This is a genomic window from Paraburkholderia sp. D1E (assembly GCF_052682275.1).
The window spans coordinates 2,165,701-2,188,619 of the sequence record NZ_JBQYMB010000001.1 but is presented as its reverse complement, the minus strand read 5'-3'; the positions used below and the strand labels follow the sequence as shown (position 1 = coordinate 2,188,619).

At 61.5% G+C, this 22,919-nt stretch carries 17 protein-coding genes and 1 pseudogene; 14 read left to right on the top strand and 4 right to left on the bottom strand.

The features are described from left to right. Positions 1-20: 20 nt before the first annotated feature. Positions 21-980, bottom strand: a complete 960-nt coding sequence (locus tag ACUN0E_RS09975; RefSeq protein ID WP_445566472.1) for an AAA family ATPase — start codon at positions 978-980, stop codon at positions 21-23. 367 nt (positions 981-1,347) lie between these two features. Here ACUN0E_RS09975 and ACUN0E_RS09970 point away from each other — a divergent pair. The 6 genes and pseudogenes from ACUN0E_RS09970 (at position 1,348) to ACUN0E_RS09945 (ending at position 10,158) form a co-directional block, all read left to right on the top strand. After that, positions 1,348-2,510 (top strand): annotated as a pseudogene (locus tag ACUN0E_RS09970) (formylglycine-generating enzyme family protein). A gap of 87 nt (positions 2,511-2,597) precedes the next feature. Continuing rightward, on the top strand, positions 2,598-3,689 hold the full coding sequence (locus tag ACUN0E_RS09965) for an HAD family hydrolase (protein ID WP_408227777.1): 1,092 nt from the start codon (positions 2,598-2,600) through the stop codon (positions 3,687-3,689). A gap of 111 nt (positions 3,690-3,800) precedes the next feature. Further along, positions 3,801-5,498 carry an arylsulfatase gene (locus tag ACUN0E_RS09960; RefSeq protein WP_408338944.1) on the top strand — a complete coding sequence of 566 codons (1,698 nt, stop codon included), beginning with the start codon at positions 3,801-3,803 and terminating at the stop codon, positions 5,496-5,498. Between the two features lie 129 nt (positions 5,499-5,627). Next, positions 5,628-8,327 (top strand): fused MFS/spermidine synthase, encoded by a 2,700-nt coding sequence (locus ACUN0E_RS09955; protein WP_445566471.1) that lies wholly within the window; start codon positions 5,628-5,630, stop codon positions 8,325-8,327. A 150-nt stretch (positions 8,328-8,477) separates the two neighbouring features. Then, entirely contained in the window at positions 8,478-9,107 is a 630-nt protein-coding gene (locus ACUN0E_RS09950; protein WP_408227769.1) for a TetR/AcrR family transcriptional regulator, read from the top strand. A 31-nt stretch (positions 9,108-9,138) separates the two neighbouring features. Further along, positions 9,139-10,158, top strand: coding sequence for a DMT family transporter (locus ACUN0E_RS09945; protein ID WP_445566470.1), 1,020 nt, complete (start codon positions 9,139-9,141; stop codon positions 10,156-10,158). Positions 10,159-10,251: 93 nt separating this feature from the next. Here the strand turns inward: ACUN0E_RS09945 and yfcF are convergent, their stop codons facing one another. Next, positions 10,252-10,884: a glutathione transferase gene (yfcF, locus tag ACUN0E_RS09940; protein WP_445566469.1), complete on the bottom strand. Its 633-nt coding sequence runs from the start codon at positions 10,882-10,884 to the stop codon at positions 10,252-10,254. A 295-nt stretch (positions 10,885-11,179) separates the two neighbouring features. Here yfcF and ACUN0E_RS09935 point away from each other — a divergent pair, with 295 nt between their 5' ends. The 5 genes from ACUN0E_RS09935 (at position 11,180) to ACUN0E_RS09915 (ending at position 17,564) form a co-directional block, all read left to right on the top strand. Beyond that, positions 11,180-11,449, top strand: a complete 270-nt coding sequence (locus tag ACUN0E_RS09935; RefSeq protein WP_445570412.1) for a YtcA family lipoprotein — start codon at positions 11,180-11,182, stop codon at positions 11,447-11,449. After that, positions 11,446-12,495: a multidrug transporter subunit MdtN gene (mdtN, locus tag ACUN0E_RS09930; protein ID WP_445566468.1), complete on the top strand. Its 1,050-nt coding sequence runs from the start codon at positions 11,446-11,448 to the stop codon at positions 12,493-12,495. Before ACUN0E_RS09935 ends, mdtN begins: the two co-directional genes overlap by 4 nt. Then, positions 12,476-14,677 (top strand): FUSC family protein, encoded by a 2,202-nt coding sequence (locus tag ACUN0E_RS09925; RefSeq protein ID WP_445566467.1) that lies wholly within the window; start codon positions 12,476-12,478, stop codon positions 14,675-14,677. The genes mdtN and ACUN0E_RS09925 overlap by 20 nt, the downstream gene beginning before the upstream one ends. Beyond that, positions 14,664-16,253 carry a TolC family protein gene (locus ACUN0E_RS09920; protein ID WP_445566466.1) on the top strand — a complete coding sequence of 530 codons (1,590 nt, stop codon included), beginning with the start codon at positions 14,664-14,666 and terminating at the stop codon, positions 16,251-16,253. Before ACUN0E_RS09925 ends, ACUN0E_RS09920 begins: the two co-directional genes overlap by 14 nt. A 162-nt stretch (positions 16,254-16,415) precedes the next feature. Beyond that, positions 16,416-17,564, top strand: coding sequence for an acyltransferase family protein (locus ACUN0E_RS09915; RefSeq protein WP_445566465.1), 1,149 nt, complete (start codon positions 16,416-16,418; stop codon positions 17,562-17,564). Positions 17,565-17,649: 85 nt separating this feature from the next. Here the strand turns inward: ACUN0E_RS09915 and ACUN0E_RS09910 are convergent, their stop codons facing one another. Next, positions 17,650-18,519, bottom strand: a complete 870-nt coding sequence (locus ACUN0E_RS09910) for a LysR substrate-binding domain-containing protein (RefSeq protein ID WP_445566464.1) — start codon at positions 18,517-18,519, stop codon at positions 17,650-17,652. Between the two features lie 255 nt (positions 18,520-18,774). Between ACUN0E_RS09910 and eno the strand changes: the two genes are divergently transcribed. Next, the gene (gene eno / locus ACUN0E_RS09905; RefSeq protein WP_445566463.1) at positions 18,775-20,073 is read left to right on the top strand and encodes a phosphopyruvate hydratase; all 1,299 of its coding nucleotides are present in this window, start codon (positions 18,775-18,777) and stop codon (positions 20,071-20,073) included. 288 nt (positions 20,074-20,361) lie between these two features. Next, entirely contained in the window at positions 20,362-20,883 is a 522-nt protein-coding gene (locus tag ACUN0E_RS09900; protein ID WP_408227742.1) for a PH domain-containing protein, read from the top strand. 85 nt (positions 20,884-20,968) lie between these two features. On the opposite strand, the gene ACUN0E_RS09895 is transcribed toward ACUN0E_RS09900, so the two are convergent. Further along, positions 20,969-21,583 carry a TetR/AcrR family transcriptional regulator gene (locus ACUN0E_RS09895; RefSeq protein WP_445566462.1) on the bottom strand — a complete coding sequence of 205 codons (615 nt, stop codon included), beginning with the start codon at positions 21,581-21,583 and terminating at the stop codon, positions 20,969-20,971. An 83-nt stretch (positions 21,584-21,666) separates the two neighbouring features. On the opposite strand from ACUN0E_RS09895, the gene ACUN0E_RS09890 reads away from it, so the two are divergent. Next, positions 21,667-22,803, top strand: coding sequence for an MBL fold metallo-hydrolase (locus tag ACUN0E_RS09890; protein WP_408227736.1), 1,137 nt, complete (start codon positions 21,667-21,669; stop codon positions 22,801-22,803). The last annotated feature ends 116 nt before the right edge of the window (positions 22,804-22,919 follow it).

Here is a 22,919-nt window from a genome sequence, read left to right as displayed (position 1 = left end):
GATGTGTATTGCACTATGAGTCAGGCCGGCACGGCAACCTTTTCGATGAGCCGGTCGACCACGGCGTCGGCACCGATATTCTCGGCATTGGCGTCATAAGAAAGTATCAGCCGATGCCGCAATACCGGGTGAACGACGGCGCGCACATCGTCGGGCGTGACGAATTTCCGATCCTGCAGCCAGGCCTGCACGCGGCTCGCCCGGTCGAGGCCGATCGACCCGCGCGGACTCGCGCCGATTTCGATCCATTTGCCGAGGTCCGCGTCGAGGTCCTTACCATGCCGCGAGGCATTAACGAGCGACACAATATAGTCGTCTACCGCCGGAGCGACCGTGATTTGCCTGATTTCTTCACGCACCGCGAAAATGACATCTTGCGAGAGGACGCTGGGCGCGCCGCCAACCTCACTGCTTTCGCGCCGCAGCAACCGCAACATGTCAATCTCGCTTTGCGGTGATGGATAAGTAATTAGCACTTTAAGAAGAAAACGGTCCATTTGCGCTTCAGGCAAAGGATAAGTACCTTCCTGTTCAATCGGATTCTGCGTTGCCATGACAAGGAACAGATCCGGCATCTTATGCGTTTTACCTGCTACGGAAATCTGCCGCTCTTCCATTGCCTCCAATAGTGCGGATTGAACCTTGGCAGGCGCGCGGTTAATTTCATCGGCAAGAATCAGATTGCCGAAGATCGGCCCGGGCTGAAAACTGAGCGTACGTTCCGTGCCGCTTTGCAGCAGTGTTTCGGCGCCGGTGATGTCGGACGGCAACAGATCGGGGGTGAACTGAATGCGGCTCATGGTGGCGGCGAGACGTGTGGCAATGGCTTTGACAGTACGGGTTTTGGCAAGTCCAGGCAGGCTCTCGAGCAGCACGTGACCGTCTGCCAGCAGTGCTATCAGTACCTGCCGGACAACGGCTTGCTGGCCCACTATCGCTTCGTTGACACTCGATTCGAAGCGCAGGATCGTTTCGCGCATAGCTCTTGATTTCCCCAATCATTGAACGGTAGACCAACCTGGATGCCAATGCTCGCCGCCAGATACGTTAATGCACGCTCGCTATTTCGTCAAAGTTTCGCCGATAAGTAAAAAAAGCGTGAAATGTATTTGAAAAATTGTTAGCCTCCGTCTGACGTTTGCAGAAACTGCATTCGGGGTATCTGCTACCAGCATAATTTATCATTCGTATCGCTAAGCTTCTTCTGTGCCACTGAGAACTGGCCACATTTGCTAAAGGGCCAGCAGCTTCACCTGCCTGAGAGAAGAGATGATGAGTTCAGGAAAACGTGGCACGGAAACGGCTGCCCGGTCTAAAGGCGCGTCCGCCGCAATCCCGGCGCCCGCCATGCGTTATCGCAAGCTGCTCCTATGGGGCGCGCTTCTCGTTATGCTTCCCGCATGCGTCGGCGCGGCAGTCAGTTGGGCCGTTACTTCACATAGCCAACCCCATCCGCAAGTCGTCTACGGCGACGGAACGCATGGCCCACTTGGCATGGCCTGGGTTCCTGGCGGCCAGTTCCTGATGGGCAGCGATTCGAAGCAGGCACAGCCCAACGAGCGTCCCGCCCACAAGGTACGCGTGCACGGTTTCTGGATGGACCGTCATCACGTGACCAATGCCGAATTCCGCAAATTCGTCGAAGCAACCGGCTATGTCACGACCGCCGAGAAGAAACCAGATTGGGACACCCTGAGGGTGCAGTTGCCGCCTGACACGCCGCGTCCGCCTGACAGCGCGATGGTGGCAGGCGCGATGGTATTCGTCGGCACGAATCATCCGGTGCCGCTGGAAGACTATTCGCAGTGGTGGCGCTATGTGCCCGGCGCGAACTGGCGTCACCCCACCGGACCGGACAGCAACATCATCGGCAAAGACGATCACCCGGTGGTTCAAGTGTCCTACGAAGATGCGCAGGCCTATGCGAAATGGGCCGGCAAACGCTTGCCCACCGAAGCCGAATGGGAATTCGCCGCCCGCGGCGGGCTCGAACAGGCCACTTACGCGTGGGGCAATCAGTTCGCACCGAACGGCAAGCAGATGGCCAACGTCTGGCAAGGTCAGGAGCCGCAGGCATTCCCTGTGGTCAGCCCCAAGGCGGGTGGCGCACTCGGCACGAGTCCGGTCGGCACCTTTCCGGCGAACGGTTATGGACTCTCCGACATGACCGGCAATGCGTGGCAGTGGGTGGCCGACTGGTATCGCGCCGACCAGTTCCGCCGTGAAGCGGTGAGCACGCCACGATCGACAACCCGATCGGTCCACGCGATTCGTGGGACCCGGCCGACCAGGGCGTACCCGTAGACGCACCCAAGCGGGTGACACGCGGCGGCTCGTTCCTCTGCAATGAAGCCTACTGCCTGAGCTACCGCCCCAGCGCGCGGCGCGGCACCGACCCCTACAACAGCATGTCGCATCTCGGCTTTCGCCTCGTGATGGACGAAGACACCTGGAAGCAACCACTAGCACGTCAGGCATCGGCCCGCGCCGCCAGCGCCGATGGCGGTTAGCGCGCTCCATACCTTTGAGCTGTAACGGTTTCGCCTGGGATTCTGCGCTTGCGAATCCTGGATGTGTGCAATCGGAATGGAGGTCGAATGCAATCAAGCTGTCAACCGAGCGGGTCGGTGCGTGTCGCGGGTTCGATCCGTCCTGCGTTCAGGTCGGTGTTCGGTGTCGCCGTGGTCGCGCTCAGTGCCGCGCTATGTAGCGCCGGTTGCACGACGCCTGGTAGCGCCGCGAACGTATCACCACCAGCGGCCAACTCGACCGCCGCGCTGCCATCCTGGCGTGACGGACCGGCAAAGCAGACGATCCAGAAATTCGTCGCCGATGTCACCCGCGAAGGCTCGCCGAACTACGTGCCGCCAGCCGAACGCATTGCCGTGTTCGACAACGACGGCACGCTATGGAGCGAACAGCCGCTGTACTTCCAGTTCGCCTTCATGCTCGACCAGGTGAAAGCCGCAGCACCGAAGCATCCCGAGTGGAAGAAAAATCCGGCCTTCAAGGCGTTGGTGGCCAAAGACTATGGCGCACTGGCAAGCCAGCAGAAACAGGTGCTGCAACTGGTCGCCGCCGCCAATAGCGGCATGACCGTGGACGAGTACGACAAGACCATCCGCGACTGGCTGGCCAGCGCCCGGCATCCAAAATTCAATCGTCCCTATACCGAACTCGTCTATCAACCGCAACTGGAGTTGCTCGCCTATCTCCGCGCCAACGGCTTCAAGACCTTCATCGTGTCGGGCGGCACCATCGAATTCATGCGTCCGTGGGCCGAGAAGGCGTATGGCATTCCACCCGAGCAGGTAATCGGCTCAAGCCAGGTCGTGCAGTACCAGATGCATGATGGTCAGGGCACGCTGGTGCGCCAGCCGAAAATCGATTTCGTCGACGACGGTCCCGGCAAACCGGTCGGCATCTATCGGAACATCGGCCGCAAGCCGATTCTCGCGTTCGGCAATTCGGACGGCGATCAGCAGATGCTGCAGTACACCGCGTCCGGCAGCGGCCCGCACCTCGCCTTGCTGGTGCATCACGACGACGCAGTACGCGAATTCGCCTATGACCGCACCTCGAAGATCGGCAAGCTCGACAAGGCCTGGGACGAAGCGATCGCCGACGGCTGGACCGTGGTCAGCATGAAAGACGACTGGCAAACCATCTATCCCGCACCGAAGCAGTAGGCGGATGCGGGAGAGCGCGAGCCGCGTGCAAATTGCGGCCGCTACGAGGCAACCCGGCGCGCAAGGAACGCGCAACGGGTGAACCGAAGTCAACTCCACTGGAGCGACACGATGAGAATGTTCCTGCGAAAGGGGCGCTACGCAGCCGGGGCGACAGTCATCGCCCTCGCCACGTTCGCCGCATTGATTCTTCCATCCATCAACGCGCCGGCGCAGACTCAAGCGCCCGCCAAACCAGCGGCGGCACCGGCCACCAAAGCGCCACCACCACAGCCGGCCGCCAAAGCCTCGTCGAAACCCAATATTCTCGTGATTTTCGGCGACGATATCGGACAGGCGAATATCAGTGCGTACACGCGTGGCGTGGTGGGCTACAAGACGCCGAACATCGATCGCGTTGCAAACGAAGGGATGATCTTTACGGACTACTACGCCGAGAACAGCTGTACGGCGGGGCGTTCGTCCTTCATCACCGGGCAGACGCCGCTACGTACCGGGCTCTCCAAGGTCGGCGCGCCTGGCGCACCGGTCGGCCTGCAGAAGACCGACATCACGATCGCCCAGGCGCTCAAACCGCTCGGCTATGCGACCGGCCAGTTCGGCAAGAATCACCTTGGCGACAAGAACGAGTACCTGCCGACCAATCACGGTTTCGACGAGTTCTACGGCAACCTGTACCACCTGAACGCCGAGGAAGAACCCGAGCGTCCGTACTGGCCGAAGGACAAGAACGACCCGTACGTGAAGAACTTCTCGCCGCGCGGCGTGATTCATAGCACCTCGGACGGCAAGGTTCAGGACACCGGCCCGCTCACGGCCAAACGCATGGAGACCATCGACGACGAAACCGGCGCTCACGCGGAAGAATTCATCCGCAAGCAGGTCAAGAACGGCACGCCCTTCTTCGTCTGGATGAACTACACGCGCATGCACGTCTTCACGCACGTGCGGCCTGAATTCAGAGGCAAGAGCGGCATGCCCGGCAACGAATATGCCGACGGCATGTGGGAGCACGATCAGGACGTCGGCAAATTGCTCAAACTGCTCGACGATCTGAATATCTCCAAGAACACGATCGTCGTCTACACGACCGATAACGGGCCGAATGCGTTCACGTGGCCCGATGCGGCAACCACGCCGTTCCGCAGCGAAAAGGACTCCAACTGGGAAGGTGCGTTCCGGGTGCCGGCGATGGTGCGATGGCCAGGCCATATCAAGCCGGGCACAACGTCCAACGAGATGTTCTCGGGGCTCGACTGGTTCCCCACGCTGCTTGCGGCCGCCGGTGACACTGGCGTCAAGGACCGGCTCCTGAAGGGATGGGCGCCTAAAGCGGGCGGTGCGAGCTTCAAGAATCACCTCGATGGATACAACCAGCTACCGTTCCTGACAGGACAGACGACCAAGGATCCTCGCACCGAGTTCTACTATTTCGACGATGACGGCGATCTGGTGGCCATGCGCTGGGATCAGGACGGCAACGCCTGGAAGGCCGTGTTCTGCGAGCAGCGCGCGAAAGGCAATCTGAATATCTGGCAGGACCCGCTTATCTGCCTGCGTCTGCCGAAGCTGTTCAACCTGCGCATGGATCCTTATGAACGGGCGGACATCACTTCGGATCAGTACAACGACTGGGTCACGAAGAATGTTTACCTGAACGGCATCGCCACGATGAAGGCGTCGACGTTCCTGGAGACCTTCGTCAGCTATCCGCCGAGCCAGCGGCCCGCGAGCTTCAGCGTGGATGGCGTGCGCAAGCAGGTCGACAAGAAGATCGACGAGTCCTTCAAGAAGCGCGGACTCGAGTAAGACGTAGTGCGGTTGCGCCCGCCGGCTTTAACCGGTGGGCGCAACTTTTCGGTCGCGCGCAGCCGCGTCGAACCGATCCAGATCACTTCAATTCGGTTCAGTTCACACCATCCCGGCGCAACTCATCCCATGACCCAAACGCTGGCCAACCGTGCCAAAAGCTCACGCCGTGAGCGCCGCGCACATGAACGCGCACAGCGTCACGACGATGCACACTCGCACGAGCCCCAGAAAGAAGTCGACAGCCCAAGCTTGCCGATCGCCTGGCCGCTGCTGCTTCTGCTCGCCTCGGGCGCGGCATCACTGATTTACCAGGTCCTGTGGATCAAACAGCTCGCGCTGGTGGTCGGCGTCGAGGTGCAAGCCATCACCACCGGTGTCAGCGCTTTTTTTGCTGGCCTCGCACTAGGCGGCTGGATCTTCGGCAGGCTGGCCGACCGGCTTGTGCGCCCCTTGCGCCTGTACGCGCTGCTCGAAGCCGGCGTGCTGGTACTGGCACTCGCCAGCACGTGGATGCTGCCGCATGCTGCGGCGCCATTCGCCTCGCTGCAAGATCGGATCGGATTGCTGGCCTGGGCGCTACCCTTCGTCCTGGTCGGCCTGCCCGCTGTACTGATGGGCGGCACGCTGCCCGTGCTGATGCGCGCGCTGTGCCCCGCTGCCGCCCATATGGGCCGCTCCGGCGCCCGTCTCTATGCCGCCAATACGGCCGGCGCGATTGCCGGCACGCTGGCCGCGAGTTTTGTCCTGATCCCATGGCTCGGCGTGCTGGGCAGCGCCTGCGCCGCCGCCGCGTTGAATGCCGGCGCGGCGCTGGTCGCCGTACTGCTCGGACGCACACAGCAGGCCTTCGCGCCGGCAGTGGGATCGCCTTCACCGGCCATCGCTTCGGGCCAGTCTAAAGCGAACGTCCCGCACGACGTGTCGCCCCCGGCTGCTGCCGTGCGGACCGCGCACGACGCCCCCGCCCCAGCCGACACCGCACGCGCCGCGCGTACCTCGAAGGCCCGCCTTGCGCTCGTGCTCTACGCGATCGCGGGCGGCGTCGCGCTCGGTTACGAGGTGGTGTGGTCGCAGGTGATCGTGCAATTCATCAGCACCCGCAGTTTTGCCTTCGCTGTGGTGCTCGCCACCTATCTCCTGGGCCTCGCGCTCGGTAGCGCGCTGGTATCGCGCTACGCTGACCGGGCACGAGATCCGTGGGGCGTGTTCGCCGTGCTGATCGTGTCGGCCGGACTGGTCGCGCTGCTGGAGATTGCCGTTCTGGGCAACTGGCTGCCGCAATGGCAAAGTTTCGCTCGAGAAGCCGCGCTCGGCGCTACCGGCAGTCTTTTGTCAGCCATGTGCGCAGGCTTCGCGGTGGCGGCCGTGTGCATCGTCTTCGTTCCTACCCTGCTGTTGGGGGCAGCGTTCCCCTTCGCGTTGCGTCTTAACGTGGACAACCGGCATACGGGGCACGACGTCGGTGCTGTGGTTGCGCTCAATACTGCTGGCGGGATCGCCGGCACGCTGCTGACGGGCTTCGTGCTCGTACCGGAACTAGGCCTCATCCACACCCTCGCGGCACTCGCCATCCTCGCGGGCGCAGTGAGTCTGATCGCCGTGTTGCGCGGCTCGGACGTGCGGCCGTTCGCGCGCTGGGGAGTGCCGGTCCTTGCGTTGCTGACGCTCATCGCCGTATTCGTGACGCCGTCCAACCGGCTCGCCACTTTGCTCGCCGAATCGCGCGGCGGTAATCTGACCTTCTACGAAGAGAGTGCGGGCGGCACGGTGGCGGTCGTCGAACAGAACGCCGGCCAGCGACAGTTCCGGCGGCTCTATATCCAGGGTGTCTCCAACTCCGGAGACACGATGGCGTCGCTGCGATATATGCGCCTGCAAGCCCTGTTGCCTCTGATCATCCACCGCGAGACGCCGCGCACGGCACTGGTGATCGGGCTCGGTACCGGCATTACGGGCGGCGCGTTGCTGACCTGGCCCGGGCTGGAACACCGCGCGGTCGCCGAACTGTTGCCGGCCGTCGTGCGTGCCGCGCCGCAGTTCAAGGGCAACTACAACATGAGTACCGACGCGCGCATGGACATCCGGATGCGTGACGGCCGGCGCGAACTGCTGCGCAATGCCGGGCGCTACGACCTGATCACGCTCGAACCGCCACCGCCGTCGGCCGCAGGGGTCGTCAATCTGTACTCGTCGGACTTCTACCGCCTCGCGGCGTCGCGCCTGCAGCAAGGCGGCATCGTCGCGCAATGGCTGCCGTTGCCGACGCAGAATGAAGAGGACACGCGCTCGCTGATCCAGAGCTTCATCCAGGTGTTTCCGCACGCCGCGTTGTGGACTACCGAGTTGCACGAAATGATGCTGGTCGGTTCAATGCAGCCGCTCGAACTGGACGTGCCGCGGATCGAGGCACGCTTTGCGCAACCGCAGGTCGCTGCGGCGCTGCGCGAAGTCGGCATTGCATCGCCCGCAGCGTTGCTGGCCACCTGGATCACCGACCGCGCCGGTCTCGAGTACTACGCCGCGGACGCCCGGCCGGTCACGGACGATCAACCGCGTATCGAATACGCCACGTGGGTTCGTCACGACGCCTTCCCGGCGACGTTGACACACCTGCTGGCACTTCACACAGCGCCGCCGTTGCAGGGCGCCGACGACGCGTTCCGCGCCGCCATGGAGAACTCGCGCAGCGCACTACAGAGCTTCTATTCAGCCGGACTGGACGCCTATAAGGGCGATCGCGAGGCGTGGGCAGAGGACATCGGCAATGTCTTACGCACTGACCCAGGCAACGCTTACTACCGATGGCTCATTGGAGACGGTAGTTAAATCAGGCGCCTTGCGTCGGGACGGACACCGGCGCATTGGCAATGCTTCACATCATGAAAGATCCTTTGCGTTCCAGCAAAGCCACACGCCGCTTTCTCCCCAGCGAAATCTCTTGAATTTAAGAACGATCAGTCTTAATATTCGTTCACCATGAGACGACACCCTGCTTCTACCCGCCCTTCCACCCCGCCGTCCGAGCGTGGGCGGCCGCGTGAATTCGATCTTGACGAAGTCACCGGGATTGCCGGCAAAGTATTCTGGGAGCAGGGCTACCATGCAACGTCGATTGAATCGCTATGTCAGGCGACAGGCCTTTTCCGCGCCAGCCTCTACAGCACGTTTGGCGATAAGCACGGGCTTCTCGTCGCCGCATTCGATCGTTACGCCGAGGGTGCGATTGCTCGCCTGAAAGAACGGCTGGCCGTCGATCTGCCGCCGCGCGAAGCACTTCGGGAGGCTTTGCTTCATTACACCCAGGTCGCCAGCAAGCTATCGGGACGCCACGGGTGCCTCATCACGAACGCAGCCATCGAAATGTTGCCGGATGACGAGGCTTTGCGTCCCCATATCGAAACCACATTGAGACGTATCGCCTCTCATCTCGTAGCCGCCGTGGTCCGCGGCCAGCAGGCGGGGGAATTCAACGCTGAGCTCGACGAGCAGTCTGTCGGCAACTTCCTGCTCTGCATGGTCCAGGGCTTGCGCGTGCTGGGAAAAGTAAATGTCAGCAAGAACGAACTGGTGTCGATCGTCGACATGACGATGCGCGCGCTAGTCTAAAAAATTTTGCGTATTTTTGGAACGATCATTCATGAATAAGTCCCTCGAATTTTCTGCCGTGCCGGCGTCCAGTCGTGACAGCCAGTCTGTCGGTCTGGTTGCGCAGTCGATCCGCGGTAGCTACTGGAAAGGTGTGGTGTTTTGCGTGCTGGCAACAATATTGATGGGCATCATGTTTCCAGTGATGACGAGCGCCCTCGTGTATATCGACCCATTCACGTTTACGTCGCTTAGGTATCTGATCGCCGGCACAGCGTTTCTTGTCCTGCTGAAGATAAAAGAAGGAAAGGGAGCGCTGAAGGCAAATGGAGAATCGCTTGCATTGGCCTGGCTGCTCGGGTCGGTCGGCTTTTGCGGATTCGGATCTTTCGTCTTTCTGGGGCAGCAACTGGCCGGGCGCGAAGGCGCACTGACTGCATCGATCATGATGGCAACTCAGCCCATGATGGGCCTGCTCGTGAACGCGATCGTGCGCAAACGCCGCCCGCCGTTCTATTCGTTTCTGTTCATCCTGATGTCATTCGCCGGCGTCTCGCTCGTGGTGACAAAAGGGAATGTCGCTGCCGTTCTGCGCGAACCGCAGCACTATTCTGCAAACGCCCTGATTGTTCTCGGCGCATTGTGCTGGGTGATATACACCTTTGGCGCGTCTCACTTCAAGAGCTGGTCCGCACTCAAATACACGACGATGACCACGTGGCTCGGACTCACCACGATCATCAGCCTCAACGTATTGCTGTTCGCGCTTCACGCTGTACCCGTGCCATCCGCAACTGCATTGCGCGCGATCGTCCCTCACCTGCTCTATATGGGCCCAATCGCCGGCTTCATCGCGATCCTGTTCTGGAACATGGGTAACAGGATTCTCACCCCGCTCAACGGCGTCCTGTTCATGGACGTGTTACCCGTCACGACTTTCGTCGTGTCTTCGCTGACCGGCGTAGTTCCGGGACATTGGCAAATCGCAGGCGCGTGCACGACTGGAGCCGCACTGATTTTCAACAATATCTATTTGCGACGTCAGGCTCGGAGAGCTGTTCTGCAAAAGTAGTGGAGCGGGTGCGCCCGGCGCTGACACTGCATCCCGGCCAGCACGTCAGCACAAAGAGAAATGTCAGACCGCTCGCCGCCGGTTCAAAGGCCTTCAGAGCGGCGGCCGATTCAGGTCGACCCAAAGTTGAACAGACGGCCGTTGCCACTGGCGCCTCGCGTAGTTGGCCAATGTGGGCGGCACAGAGTCACCGTTCAGAACGAGACGGTTGAGCATGAGCGCGAGGTCCACGTCTGCGATACACCACTCATCAAAGAGGTACAACGCGTTGCCGGCGAGGAGTGTCTCGCAGGCTGAGAACAGTTTCCCAGCCGCAGCACGTGCTGCATCAGAAAGGGGTGCCGCGCAAGCCCCGTAAAACACGACCTCGGTGGAACGCTCCTGTCTGATCGGCATCAGATCGCTACGCAACCAGGCCTGGACTTGACGTGCTCGCGCGCGATGGCGCTGATCTGCCGGATACAACGGCGTGCCAGGGAAAACTTCGTCGACATATTCGGTTATGGCGGACGACTCGGACAAAGCGAAGTCGTCGTGAACCAGCGTAGGCACACGCTGCGTGAGCGAACTGGCGGCATAGCCGGGTTCGCGGTTTGCATGCTTGCTCAAGTCGACCGTTGAAAGCTCAAACGGCAAGCCCTTTTCGTGAAGTGCCACGAAGGCAGACATGGCATAGGGACTTGCGAATTGAGCATCGGCGTAGAGGCGCAGACTCGTTGATGGCAATGTATTCTCCTGTTTGCACACGGCATTCAATATTCGTCACGGACGGACTGATAGGGGCCACGCATTACTGAGCGCTTTCGGCGCGCGTTCATTTCAACCATCAGTATCCATTTTTATTATCGACGATCCAGATATGAATGAACGGGTACGGGAACGGAAAACGTCGAAAGGAAACTGCCGCACTGGTAAAGTGCCCGTGATGTCGTTGCTCCCATAACGTATGCATCCACCTCGCGACGCCGCAATGCCGTTCAAGCCCAATCACTCTACCGCCCGCACCTCGATCGTGCACCGCATGCGGTATCTTCCGGCCGTCGCTGCCCTGAGCCTGACCTTGCAGGGATGTACGCTGCACGGTGCGCCGTCGTATGAAATCTTCGGCGCATATTTTCCGCTCTGGCTGTTGAGCGCGGTGGTCGGACTCGTTGGCGCGCTGATTGCCCATCGGATATTCGTTTCCACGGGGTGGGCGCAGATCGTCCCGTTGCAGCTCTCTGTCTGCGTGGCCATCGGTCTGACGGTCGCCGTGCTCTTCTGGCTTTCGGGAACAGGACAGCTCTTATGAAAAACGCCGGCTTGCGCAAAGCCCCCTTCAAAGGCCGTGTCATCGCGGGCGTGATCGTCGCGCTTGGCCTCGCGGCGGTCTGGTACGGTTATGACCGGACAACCCGCTTCCCGTCGACGGACGACGCAACGATCGATGCCGACGTCGTGCATGTCGCGTCACCGGTCGGCGGCCGGATCATCACGCTCCCGGTGGAGGAGAACCAGCGTGTCGCAAAGGGCGACGTGCTCTTCGAGATCGATCCCGTGCCTTATCGGCTCGCGCTCGCGCAAGCCCAGGCCGACCTCGAAGTGGCCCGCGCGGCGCTCGAAACGCGGCGCAGGTCGATTGTCGGTGAGCGCGCCAATGCGGTCATCGCCGGTGACCAGACCGGCAAAGCGGCACACAACTACGAACTGGCGTCGCGCACGGTACAGCGGCTCACGCCGCTCGTGGCGAAGGGCTACGTGCCGGTCCAGCAACTGGATCAAGCGCAAGTCGCGCAGCACGATGCCGCGTTGTCGCTCAAGCAGGCGCAGGAGCAGAAGCAGGCGAGCGCACAGACGATCGGCGACGAGGCAGGCGCCGTCGCCACGGTGCACGCGCGCGAGGCCGCCCTCGCGCTCGCGCAGCGCGGCCTCGACGACACCATCGTGCGCGCGTCGCAGAATGGCTTTGTCACGGGCCTGTCGGTGCTGGCGGGCGAGACGGTCGCGCCGCATCAGTCGATCTTCACGCTCGTCCACGCGGATGAATGGTTCGCCGTCGCCAACTTCCGGGAGGGCGCGCTCGCGCGGATCCAGCCGGGTGATTGCGCAACCGTCTATTCCATGATCGACCGGAGCCAGGCGATTCACGGCAAGGTGGTCGGCATCGGCGCGGGCGTTGCGGATTCCGACCGTATCAATCTGCCGCGCACCTTGCCGATCGTCCAGCAGTCCGTGAACTGGGTGCGGGTTGCCCAGCGCTTTCCCGTGCGCGTGCGTCTCGACGAGCCGGCGGCCCGGCTCGTCCGGATCGGTGCGAGTGCGATAGTCGAGGTCCGGCATGGCGCCGCCTGCCGGTGATCTTGCCCGACCGGGCCCCGCCGACATCCTGAAGCTGCTTGCCCCCTATCCGGGGCGAGCGGCGATGGCGACCCGCATCGCGCTGATCTGCGCGCTGACGGCGTTCGTGACGAGCGCGTACGGCACGCCCGAAGCCGCGATTTCCGCCTATGTCGTGTTCTTTTTGAACCGGCCCGACCGTGTGCTGAGCGTCGTGCTCGGTGCAGGATTGCTGGTGCTGGTCACGGTGATCATCGCACTGGTCATGGGGGTGGCCATGTTCGCGCTCGACGATCCGCTCTGGCGGGTTGCGTGTATCGCGGGGCTGTCGCTCGGGCTGCTGTTCGTGACGTCGGCGAGCAAGTTGCGGCCGGTCGGCGCGATCATCGCGATGATCGTCGGCTTTGCGCTCGACGAGCTCGGCAACGTCCCGTTCGGCGAAGTGGCGACGCGCGCCCTGCTCTACGCCTGGCTGATGGTCGCGATTCCGATCGGTGTCTCGATCTGCGTCAACCTGTTAATGGCGCCATCGCCGCGGAAGCTCGCCGGGTGCGAGTTGGCAAAGCGCTTGCGAATCGCGGCCCGCAGCCTGACCGAACCCGGGGCAACGGACGGCGCGCTCGGCGCATGCCTGCGCGAGGGGGACGAGCAAATCGGAACGTGGCTCAAGCTCTCCGTCGTCGACGGATCGTCGGTGCGTGCCGATGTTGCCCCGCTGCGGCAAGCCGTTTCATCAACACTGGCGATCCTGGTCGCGGCCGAGCTGGCCGCGCGAGAACCGTCGGGCCGGCTGCCGGCATCGTTCGCCGGGCCTATTGCCGAGACGCTGGAGAACATGGCGCAGATGCTCGAGGCAGGTGGTTATCCGGTCGACATCGAACTCAGTCTGCCTAACGTGGCGGATCTGAAGCCGCTCGCGCGGATCGTCGTCGAGGATCTGCATGATGCGATCGTTCGCTTTGCCGTGGTCGAAGGTGAAAGCAAAGCCGCAACCGGCGCGCCAGCCGAAACACGAACCCAGGCTCAAGTCGAAGCGAAGACCACGCCCGCATCCGCCGGCAAGCGCGGCGGCTTCTTCCTTCCGGACGCCTTCAGCAATCCCGACCACATCCGCTACGCGTTGAAGACCACCGCGGCGGCGATGTTCTGCTATCTGCTTTATTCGCAGATCAACTGGCCGGGTATCCACACCTGCTTTATCACGGTCTACATGGTGTCACTCGGCACCACTGCCGAGACCGTCGAGAAAATGACGCTGCGGATCGCCGGGTGTCTGGTGGGTGCGGTTCTGGGTACCGCGGCAATCATCTTCGTGACGCCGGTGCTGACCTCCGTCGCCGGATTGATGGCGCTCGTGCTGGTCGGTGCGTGGCTGTCGGCGTGGATCGCTTTCGGTTCGCCGCGTATCGCTTATGCCGGCTTCCAGATCGCCCTGGTGTTTTTCATGTGCGTGCTGCAAGGCGCGGCGCCTGGCTACGATCTGACGCTCGCGCGGGATCGCACGATCGGGATTTTGATCGGCAACGTGGTCGTCTATCTGGTTTTCACGCGCGTGTGGCCGGTCAGCGTGGCCGCGCGTGTCGACACTGGGATTGCCGCGCTGCGGCAGCAGTGGGAGCGGCTGACGACGCTCCCCCACGTCGGCACGCGCCGGGCGCAGGCCGCGAGCGTCATGGCTCAGTGCGGCGCGCTGCAACAGGACCTCGCGCTGATGCATTACGAGCCGTCGTGGGTTCGCCCCGAACCGCAGTGGATCGCCGAACGCCGCAGCGCACTGGCCAAGCTCGATGCACTCGAAGGGCCGATGTTCCTGCTCGCCGAACGACGCCCGGGCGATGCAGCGGTCGACGGCTGGTTTAAACGGGTCATGGGCGGGCTGCCGCTGCCGCCAGCCGAAACCGCTGCTGCGGCCGCAGAGGCTGCGGCTTTGCTCGCCACGCAGGGGCCACCCTTGCCGGTTGTGCCGGATACTGCTTTGCCCACCGCGCAGGACCCTGCTTTGCCGGTTGTGCCGAACTCTGCTTTGCCGGTTGTGCCGGGCACAGCTTTGCCGGTCGCACCAAATGCGGCTTTGCCGGACGCGGCATCCGACGACGACGCATGCGCCGCTTTGCTGGACCTCGGCAATGCACGCCTCACTCAACTCGAACACGCTGCGTCGAATGACACGGCGAAGGAACTCACAACTCATGCGCCGGCTTAACCCCTCCTCCGCACTGGCGATCCTGGCCGCGGCGGGTTTGGCCGGATGCGCCACGTCGGCCCTTGACATGGCGCCGGACAGCCCCGACCGTCCGTGGCAACCGCAGACGGACGCGGCCGGTGCCATTGTGCCTGGGCCCGCAGCTTCGGCTTCGGCTTCGGCTTCGGCTAGCTCGGCTAACTCCGCGACTTCGACTGCATCCCCACGCGGCTACCCGCTACCCGCGAATCCCGCGCTCGCCGCCGTGCCGCCTCCGCCAGCCCTGGAGCAGGCGCATGCATACGGGCTACCCGAACTGATCGATCTGGCGGAATCGGCGAATCCGCTGACCCGCATCGCCTGGAACGACGCGCGCAATGTGGCGCTCGCGGCCGGCATCGCCAAGAGCGCCTATCTGCCGCAACTGTCGGTCGCGGCGATGGGGCAGTACGCCGGCGTTCATGATTCGAGCTCATCCGTGCTCGGCGATTCCTCGGCGAGCGCCACAGGTCATGGCATGACCTCGGTGCTATCGCTGCAATGGCTGCTGTTCGATTTCGGCGGACGCGCCGCGCGCGTCGAGGCCGCGTCGCAGGCATCGGTAATGGCGAACATCGGCTTCACCGCGGTCCACCAGCAGGTGATTTTCGACGTCAGCATCGCGTTCTACGCGTACCAGGCCGCGCACGCCCGCATCGCCACCACGCGACAAGGCCTCGACAACGCCGACGCGATCCTGGCCGCGGCACAGTCGCGCTACAAGCATGGCATCGGCACGGTCATCGAAGTGGCGCAGGCCAACCAGAATCGCGCGCAGGCCAAGCTCGCGCTCATTCAGGCCCAGGGCGCCGAAAGCAACAGTTATCTCGCGCTGATCTCCGCGATGGGGATTTCGCCATTGTCGCAACCCAGGATCGCGGAGATGCCGGCGCATACATTGCCGGCGCCGGCGAGCGACTCGATCGAGCGGATCGTGTCGACCGCCATCGCCCGCCGCCCGGACGTGTTGAGCGCCTATGCGGCCGAGCGCGTCAATCTGGCGAAAGTGAAAGCTGCCGAATCGGACTTCATGCCGAAAGTGTTCATCTCCGCGACAGGCGCGTACAACACAGGTAGTTCGTCGATTTCGGCGGTGCCGGCCATCGGTCAGCAACTGCCGACGGTAAACCTGAGCGGCGGCCGCTACGGCGGCAGCGTAATCGTCGGCGTGACAATTCCGCTGTACGACGGCGGCTTGCGATCGGCGGTACTCGCGCAGGCCCGCAACGATGCCGACAGCGCGTCAACGCGTCTTACCCGAAGCCGCGAAGAAGCGGTTCGGCAAATCGTTACTGCGCAGAATACGCTGCAGACCAGTCTTGCCGCGCAGGCTGCCGCCAAAGAACTGCTTGTTGCGGCGCAGACAACGTATGACGCCGCATTCGACGCGTACCGGCACGGTGTCGGCTCGGTCACCGACGCGCTGCTTGCGCAGAATCAATTGCTGGCGGCGAAGAACGCGGATGCGGATAGTTACAGCAGTGCATTGTCCGCTGCGGCGGCACTCGCGCTGGCAACTGGATCGGTTGAGTCGATTCCGATGCGGGACAACTGGTGAGGAAGCGGTTGCGCGTGCGGGCCGCACTCTGCCCTGTTCCAGCGCGAATCACGAGGCTTGGCGGGCATTAATTTCCCCAATTTTTTTCGATTTTTGTTGGTATTTTTGTTGTTTAACGCGGAGGTAAGATCGTCGCAGCCTGAATAGAAGAAGGGGCAAAAAATGGCGATCACCTTGAATCTGTCAGCGTCCGCAAATCTGAACAAATCCCTGAAGATAGACGCCATTCGATTCCTCGCGGCTGTCTGGGTCTTGATGTATCACTTTCGCCCGCCCGCGTTTAAAGAACTTCTGCCACACCGGCTTGCCTTCATGGGCGGCGCATTGTGGTCAGGATCGACAGCGCTGTTTGCGGGTCCCGCCGCCGTCATCGTGTTCTTCGTCATTTCCGGCTATTGCATCCACAACGCATATCAAAGGGATGTCACCCTTAAGCCGATCAACTATTACGCGTCGAGATTCATCCGCATCGGCCTGCCGCTGATCATTCTGCTGTGCCTCGTTCAACCTTTGCCGACGGGACAAAATTATCTGGAGTCCGTGCTTTGGTCGCTCTACTGCGAGATGGTGTATTACGCCGCTTATCCGATCTTGCGCCCACGGTTTCGCTACCTCGGCGAAATGATCGTTGGCTGCGCGCTTGCGGCAGGCGTGATGGTGGCCGCGGTTCGTCTGGTGGGCCACCCGGTTTGCCATGGTTGCGTCATTGAAACGTATGGCGTTCCGGGTACGGCTTTACTGTACGCGGCTGGATGGATCTTTGGCTGCCTGATCGCGGAAATCCAGCGCAACGCGGAGCAGTTCCACGTCCGTGGTGCGTATTCGCCACTCACCATGATGATCAAGCGCGGCCTTGATCGGAGTACTCATTACCTGGCAAACCATCTGGTTACGCTGAGAGTGACCGTTGTCGCGGCCGGAGCGGCCGTTATGATTTTGCTCTCCGAATCGAATCTCAAACCAGCGGGTGTGCCGTTGATTACACCGGATATCACGCTCCCGCTATTTCAGTTCCTTGCGGCAATCTGGATCGCGGCGGAGACAGCCACACCGTCCAGAAGCAGCATTTGGTCCCGACTGGCTACTTTCGGAGCGTGGTCTTATAGCCTCTATCTCTGCCACAAGATGGCGCTTGCACTGCTGGAAATGACCAGATTCGATGACACATCGCGATTCGCCTGGTTCGTACAGGTGGCGTTGGCGTTCGCCATCAGCTACGCGTTTTACCGGATGATCGAAAAGCCTTCGCATCTGATTTCCCAGCGACTGCGGAAATACACGCCGAATGCACCGGCCGCGCCGGCTGCTTAAGCCAGGCCTTTGCATTCATGCGCCCTCCAGATTGACATGGGGCACAAGGCAGCTATCAGGTGGAACAGCCATTTGCATAGCTGCCTTAGCCGGCGTCTTTATATTCAAGCCGGGCACGTAGCCAGGATGTGAATTCATTGAGGTTCCTGGGCAAGGTTCGACCCGCGGCCGGCAAGGCCATCAATCTGAAGGGGAGCTGAACAAATCCCCACGGCGCCACCAGCAGCCCTTCATCCAGCTCCCGTCTTATCAGCCGTTTTTCAACGAGCGCCACCCCCAGACCAGACAGCGCCGCCTCGATACAAAGGTGCGTATGGGGAAACGTAATCTGCCCGCCGGTTCCAATTCTGGTGCCCGTCTGCGCCTCCCAGTGCGTCCATGCACTCGAGGTGAAGTCGTGCGCGATACGCGCCCCCGTTGTTGCCGAGTTCCGGTAGCCGGGTATGCACACAGGCCCGAATGCGACAGGTGCCAGCGGGATCGCGCGGGAACGGTCCGCCTCCGGATACGAAGTGAGATCCCACGCAATGACCAGATCAGCACCTTCGGTCCTGATCTCTCGCGCCGAAGTCATGGAGAGGCGGATACGGATGTCCGGACACGCGCGATAGAAATCGGCAAGGTTCGGCACCAACCAACGCATGGCAAAGGTCGCACTGCAAGCCAGGTGCAGGCCCGAGCCCTGCACCTGGGCCTGCAACCTGGTGTAGCCGTGCTCGAGTTGCTCGAACACGGAGCTGACGAGCACATAGAGGTCCTGCCCGTGCTGATTCAGCTTCAAACCCGTGCCTTCCTTGTCGAAAAGCGCTGAGCCGACGTGCTCCTGAAGCAGCTTCAACTGACGGCTCACGGCGCCGTGGGTTCGAAACAGCTCTTCGGCCGCCTTGGTCACGGAACCGTTCCTGGCGGTTGCTTCGAACGCGCGCAGCAAAGACAGCGGAGGCAATGTACGCACTTCAACGATCCCTTCGTTAAAAAAGCTGACCGATCTCGCAATAAAACTCGGTTTTCGAATACTACACAAGTGCGTATCTTCGCACTCAATGGAAATTGCTTCCCATAATAATTCAACGTATTTTTGCTAGTAATTTCAAAAAATATAACTTTTTACTTCATATTATCGCTAATTCTTCGGACATTCATTCAATGGACATACGCCAGTCGCGTTTGTCTGATGGGACAGTTTTTCTATCGTAAAGGAGCGTTAAAAATGAGCCGGATCGCGCAGGTCATGGGTTACGAAGTCCTGGACAGCCGGGGGAATCCCACGGTTGAAGTAGAAATTATCCTGGACGATGGCTCGAAAGGCCGGACAACGGTACCGTCTGGCGCTTCAACCGGGGAGCGCGAGGCCGTCGAGAGGCGGGACAACGATCCTGCGCGGTATCTGGGTAAAGGCGTCACGGCGGCCGTCGATGCGGTCAACACCGAGCTGCGGGATGCGCTGGTCGGCATGGACGCAATGGGCCAACGCGAGCTCGATCAAGCCATGATCGAGCTCGACGGCACCGACAACAAGCAGCGTCTCGGTGCGAACGCGATTCTCGGTTGCTCAATGGCCGCAGCGAACGCCGCGGCCGCTTTCAACCGGACCTCGCTGTTTCGTTATCTTGGCGGGTTGCAGGCGTCTGTCCTGCCGGTTCCCATGATCAACATCATCAATGGCGGCGCACATGCCGACAATCCGCTCGATTTCCAGGAATTCATGATCTTGCCGATAGGCGCGACGTCGTTTGCCAACAGCGTGCGAATGGGAGCCGAAGTCTTTCATACGCTTCGTGGCGCGCTCAAGCACGCGGGTTTCAACACGAATGTCGGCGATGAAGGCGGCTTCGCACCCACGTTGCGCACCGCTGAGGAAGCGCTCGATCTGATTGTCGGCGCAGTCGAGAAAGCAGGCTATAAACCCGGCGTCAATATCGCGCTGGCGATAGACCCGGCTTCCAGCGAGTTCTTCAGCAACGGCCGCTATGTCTATCGTGGCGAGGGCACTGAGCGCAGCATCGAGGAACAGGTCGATTATCTGGCGACGCTGGTGGCTACCTATCCCATCGTTTCCATCGAGGATGGCATGGCCGAGAACGATTACGCGGGCTGGCAATTGCTGACGTCCCGGCTCGGCGGACAATGCCAGCTCGTTGGCGACGACATCTTCTGCACCAACGAGCGCTTGCTTCAGGATGGCATTGACGCATCCATTGGAAACTCGATACTCGTCAAGATGAACCAGATCGGTACGCTCAGCGAAACGCTGGCAACGGTGCGAACGGCCCAGCGCGCCGCTTACAGCGCGGTGATCTCACACCGTTCGGGAGAAACCGAAGACGTCAGCATTGCGGATATCGCCGTCGCAACAAACGCCGGTCAGATCAAGACGGGGTCGCTTTCTCGCACGGACCGCACCGCAAAGTACAACCAGTTGATCCGTATCGAGCGTGAGTTGGGCTCACAGGGGACGTTTGCTGGCGCGGCACCGTTCGCGCCGCGTCGCGGACGACCCGCGCCGTAAAGGCTATACTGGACATACCGTCGGCACCCAGTCGTGCCACGGCGACTTCAAGATAGTGGCGTGCGACTTGACTACGCTTGTTTCCGTGACCGATGCGTCGAAGATGCGTCGTACCGCCACCAAACGTTTGAAGCGTGTCCCACCAAGCCGGCGCGCAGGTATGCCGGGCGAAAGGGACATGGCATTGTCGCCGGCCAGCAGTCAGTTCGCCGCGCGCAACCGAATCAGGCAACGCTGCCTTTTTGGACGGACGAATAGAGCCGTGGATCAGAAAAAAGGATAGGTGCGATGGCCAATCAAGTAATTTTCAGCGGCGCGCCGTCGCAGGCCTGCAACCTTCCGGCGCTCCTGAAGGGAGGCGCCGTCATGGCAATGATCGGCGCGATACATGTCTGCGCGTCGAACTCGTTCCCGTTTCAGTGGCATGTCCTGCTTGCACAAGCCGGCGCGGTCTTAGTCGGTGTCAGCTTGCCGTTCGTCAAGACTGCGTTCACCCGAATCGTTATCGATACCGCACGGATTAGCTGGACGCAGGGCATTCTGCATCGACGTGTGTCGATTCTCGAGCTTTCCCGGATTCAGCACATCACGTCGATCCAGCCCTGGTGGCAGCGTCTATTCGGCACTGCCACGCTTATCCTGATGACCGACGATCCGGCTCATCCGGTGAGGCGTTTGCCGGCTATCAGAGGCGCGGACCATCTCCACAAGTTGCTTGACGAGGCGATCGCTGCGCGTCGCGAACGGCTAAATCCCGCTAACACGTTTGATCCAGACGCACCCGGTTACACTCAGGCGCGCAGTGTTTGAACAGGTTGTTCCAATTGAATTGGGACCGGTCACGGCAGGATGCGGCGAACGACGATCGCGGAGTCAACTGCTCGCGCTCAACGAGTCACGCATAACGCGCAAGAAACATATCGGCAGCAGATTCCGCGACTTGTCTTTGTTCATCCACGCTGAGCGTTGACTGGCCCATCGTCACCTGCGGCCAGAAAGCGAACGCTTTCACAAGGCCCTGCAACTGCTGCGAGGCGAACATTGGGTCCGGCGTCTTGAGACGGCCATCGGCAGCGGCTGCGCGAATCCACACCGTCAAATCTTCCTCGCGCTCGCCCATGCGAGCCACCATATCGCGCGCGCGCTCCGGCGAATGAATGCCCGCCGCAATCGCAACGCGCGCCAAGGACAGAAACGCCTCGTCGTTCAGGAGGCTCAGCTTTTTTAACAGAAGCTGGAGCAACTGCGCCCGCAACGGATGCACGGAGGAATAAGCAGGCGCCTCCTCCGTGTCACTCGACTCCCACAACTGCCGCAGGATCGCTGCGAACAGTGCTTCCTTGCTTGGAAAATGGTTGTAGACCGTACGCTTCGAGACGCTCGCGCGCGCTGCGATGCGGTCCATGCTGGTCGCGTCGAAGCCGGCCGCAAGAAACTCTTCGATAGCGGCCCCAATTACGGCGGCGCGCTTGCGATCGGTCAGGCGGAGGGGGGTATCGCTGGTATTCATCCTTAAATTTTACACCGGGGAGTTTACTTTTCTCGAAAATAAACTACACTCAACAGTCTACTTTATGTTTCGAGGCGGTTTGCATGACATCGTTCACCGGTTCTATTCGCCGCGCCTTGGGCCTGACGGCGGCGCGACGCGGGCGTGAATCGTTCGATACGTCGGCCCAGCACGACGGCGAGCGCTTTCGTAACGTCAAACCGCGTCCGGTCGAAGGAATCCGCAAGACCTTGAGCATCGTGTGGAATATCTTCTTCAACAAACCGGACGGCACGGTGCCGGCGGCCCCCCTGCCCGTCGACGCACTGTCGCGTGAACAGCTTGAGGCCGCGCCTGACCGGAGCCTGTATCGCCTCGGGCATTCGACCATGCTGCTCAAGCTGCGCGGTCAGTTCTGGCTGACAGACCCGGTCTTCGCTGAACGTGCATCGCCGTTCAAGCGATTCGGTCCAAAGCGCTTTCATGCGCCACCCCTTGCACTCGAAGACTTGCCGCCGCTCTCCGGCGTGATTCTGTCGCACGACCACTACGACCACCTGGACCGCGAAACCGTGCTGGCGCTCGCGGCTACGACGGCCGTGTTTCTGACGCCGCTGGGTGTCGGCGACCGTCTGATCGAGTGGGGTGTCGACGCGTCGAAGGTCCGCCAGTTCGACTGGTGGCAGAGCGTTGAGATCGACGGTCTGGCGTTCACGGCAACACCGGCGCAGCATTTCTCCGGCCGCAGTCTCTTTGACGGCAACAGCACCTTGTGGGCCTCGTGGGTCATCGTCGATGACGCTTTGCGCGTGTTCTTTAGCGGCGACACGGGCTACTTTGATGGATTCAAGACGATCGGCGAGCGGCTGGGTCCGTTCGACGTGACGCTGCTCGAAACCGGCGCCTACGATGCCCAATGGCCGTACGTGCACATGCAGCCCGACGAGACGGTACAGGCACACGTCGATCTGCGCGGCCGCTGGCTGGTGCCGGTTCACAACGGCACGTTCGATCTGGCGATGCATCGCTGGCAGGAACCGTACGAACGCGTGGTCGGGCTCACCGCCGCGCGCGGCATTCCGCTTGCGACGCCCCGCATGGGAGAGCGGCTGGATCTGAGCGCACCGCACCGCGGCGGGAAGTGGTGGCGCGAAGTTGCGGAGAATGTTCAGGAGCCCGTAACGCGGCGGCGGCGCCTTGGCCGGCTGTCCTCTTGCAGCGGCAAGAAGGAGCACGCTTAGGCACTGACGGCCGCGGGTCTAGTCCTGATACCCGGGGTCTGTCCGGTCGGGAACATCGAAATCGGTAGCGGGCCTTCCTTGATCGCGGCGATCGCCATGCCTACGCGATGCAAAAT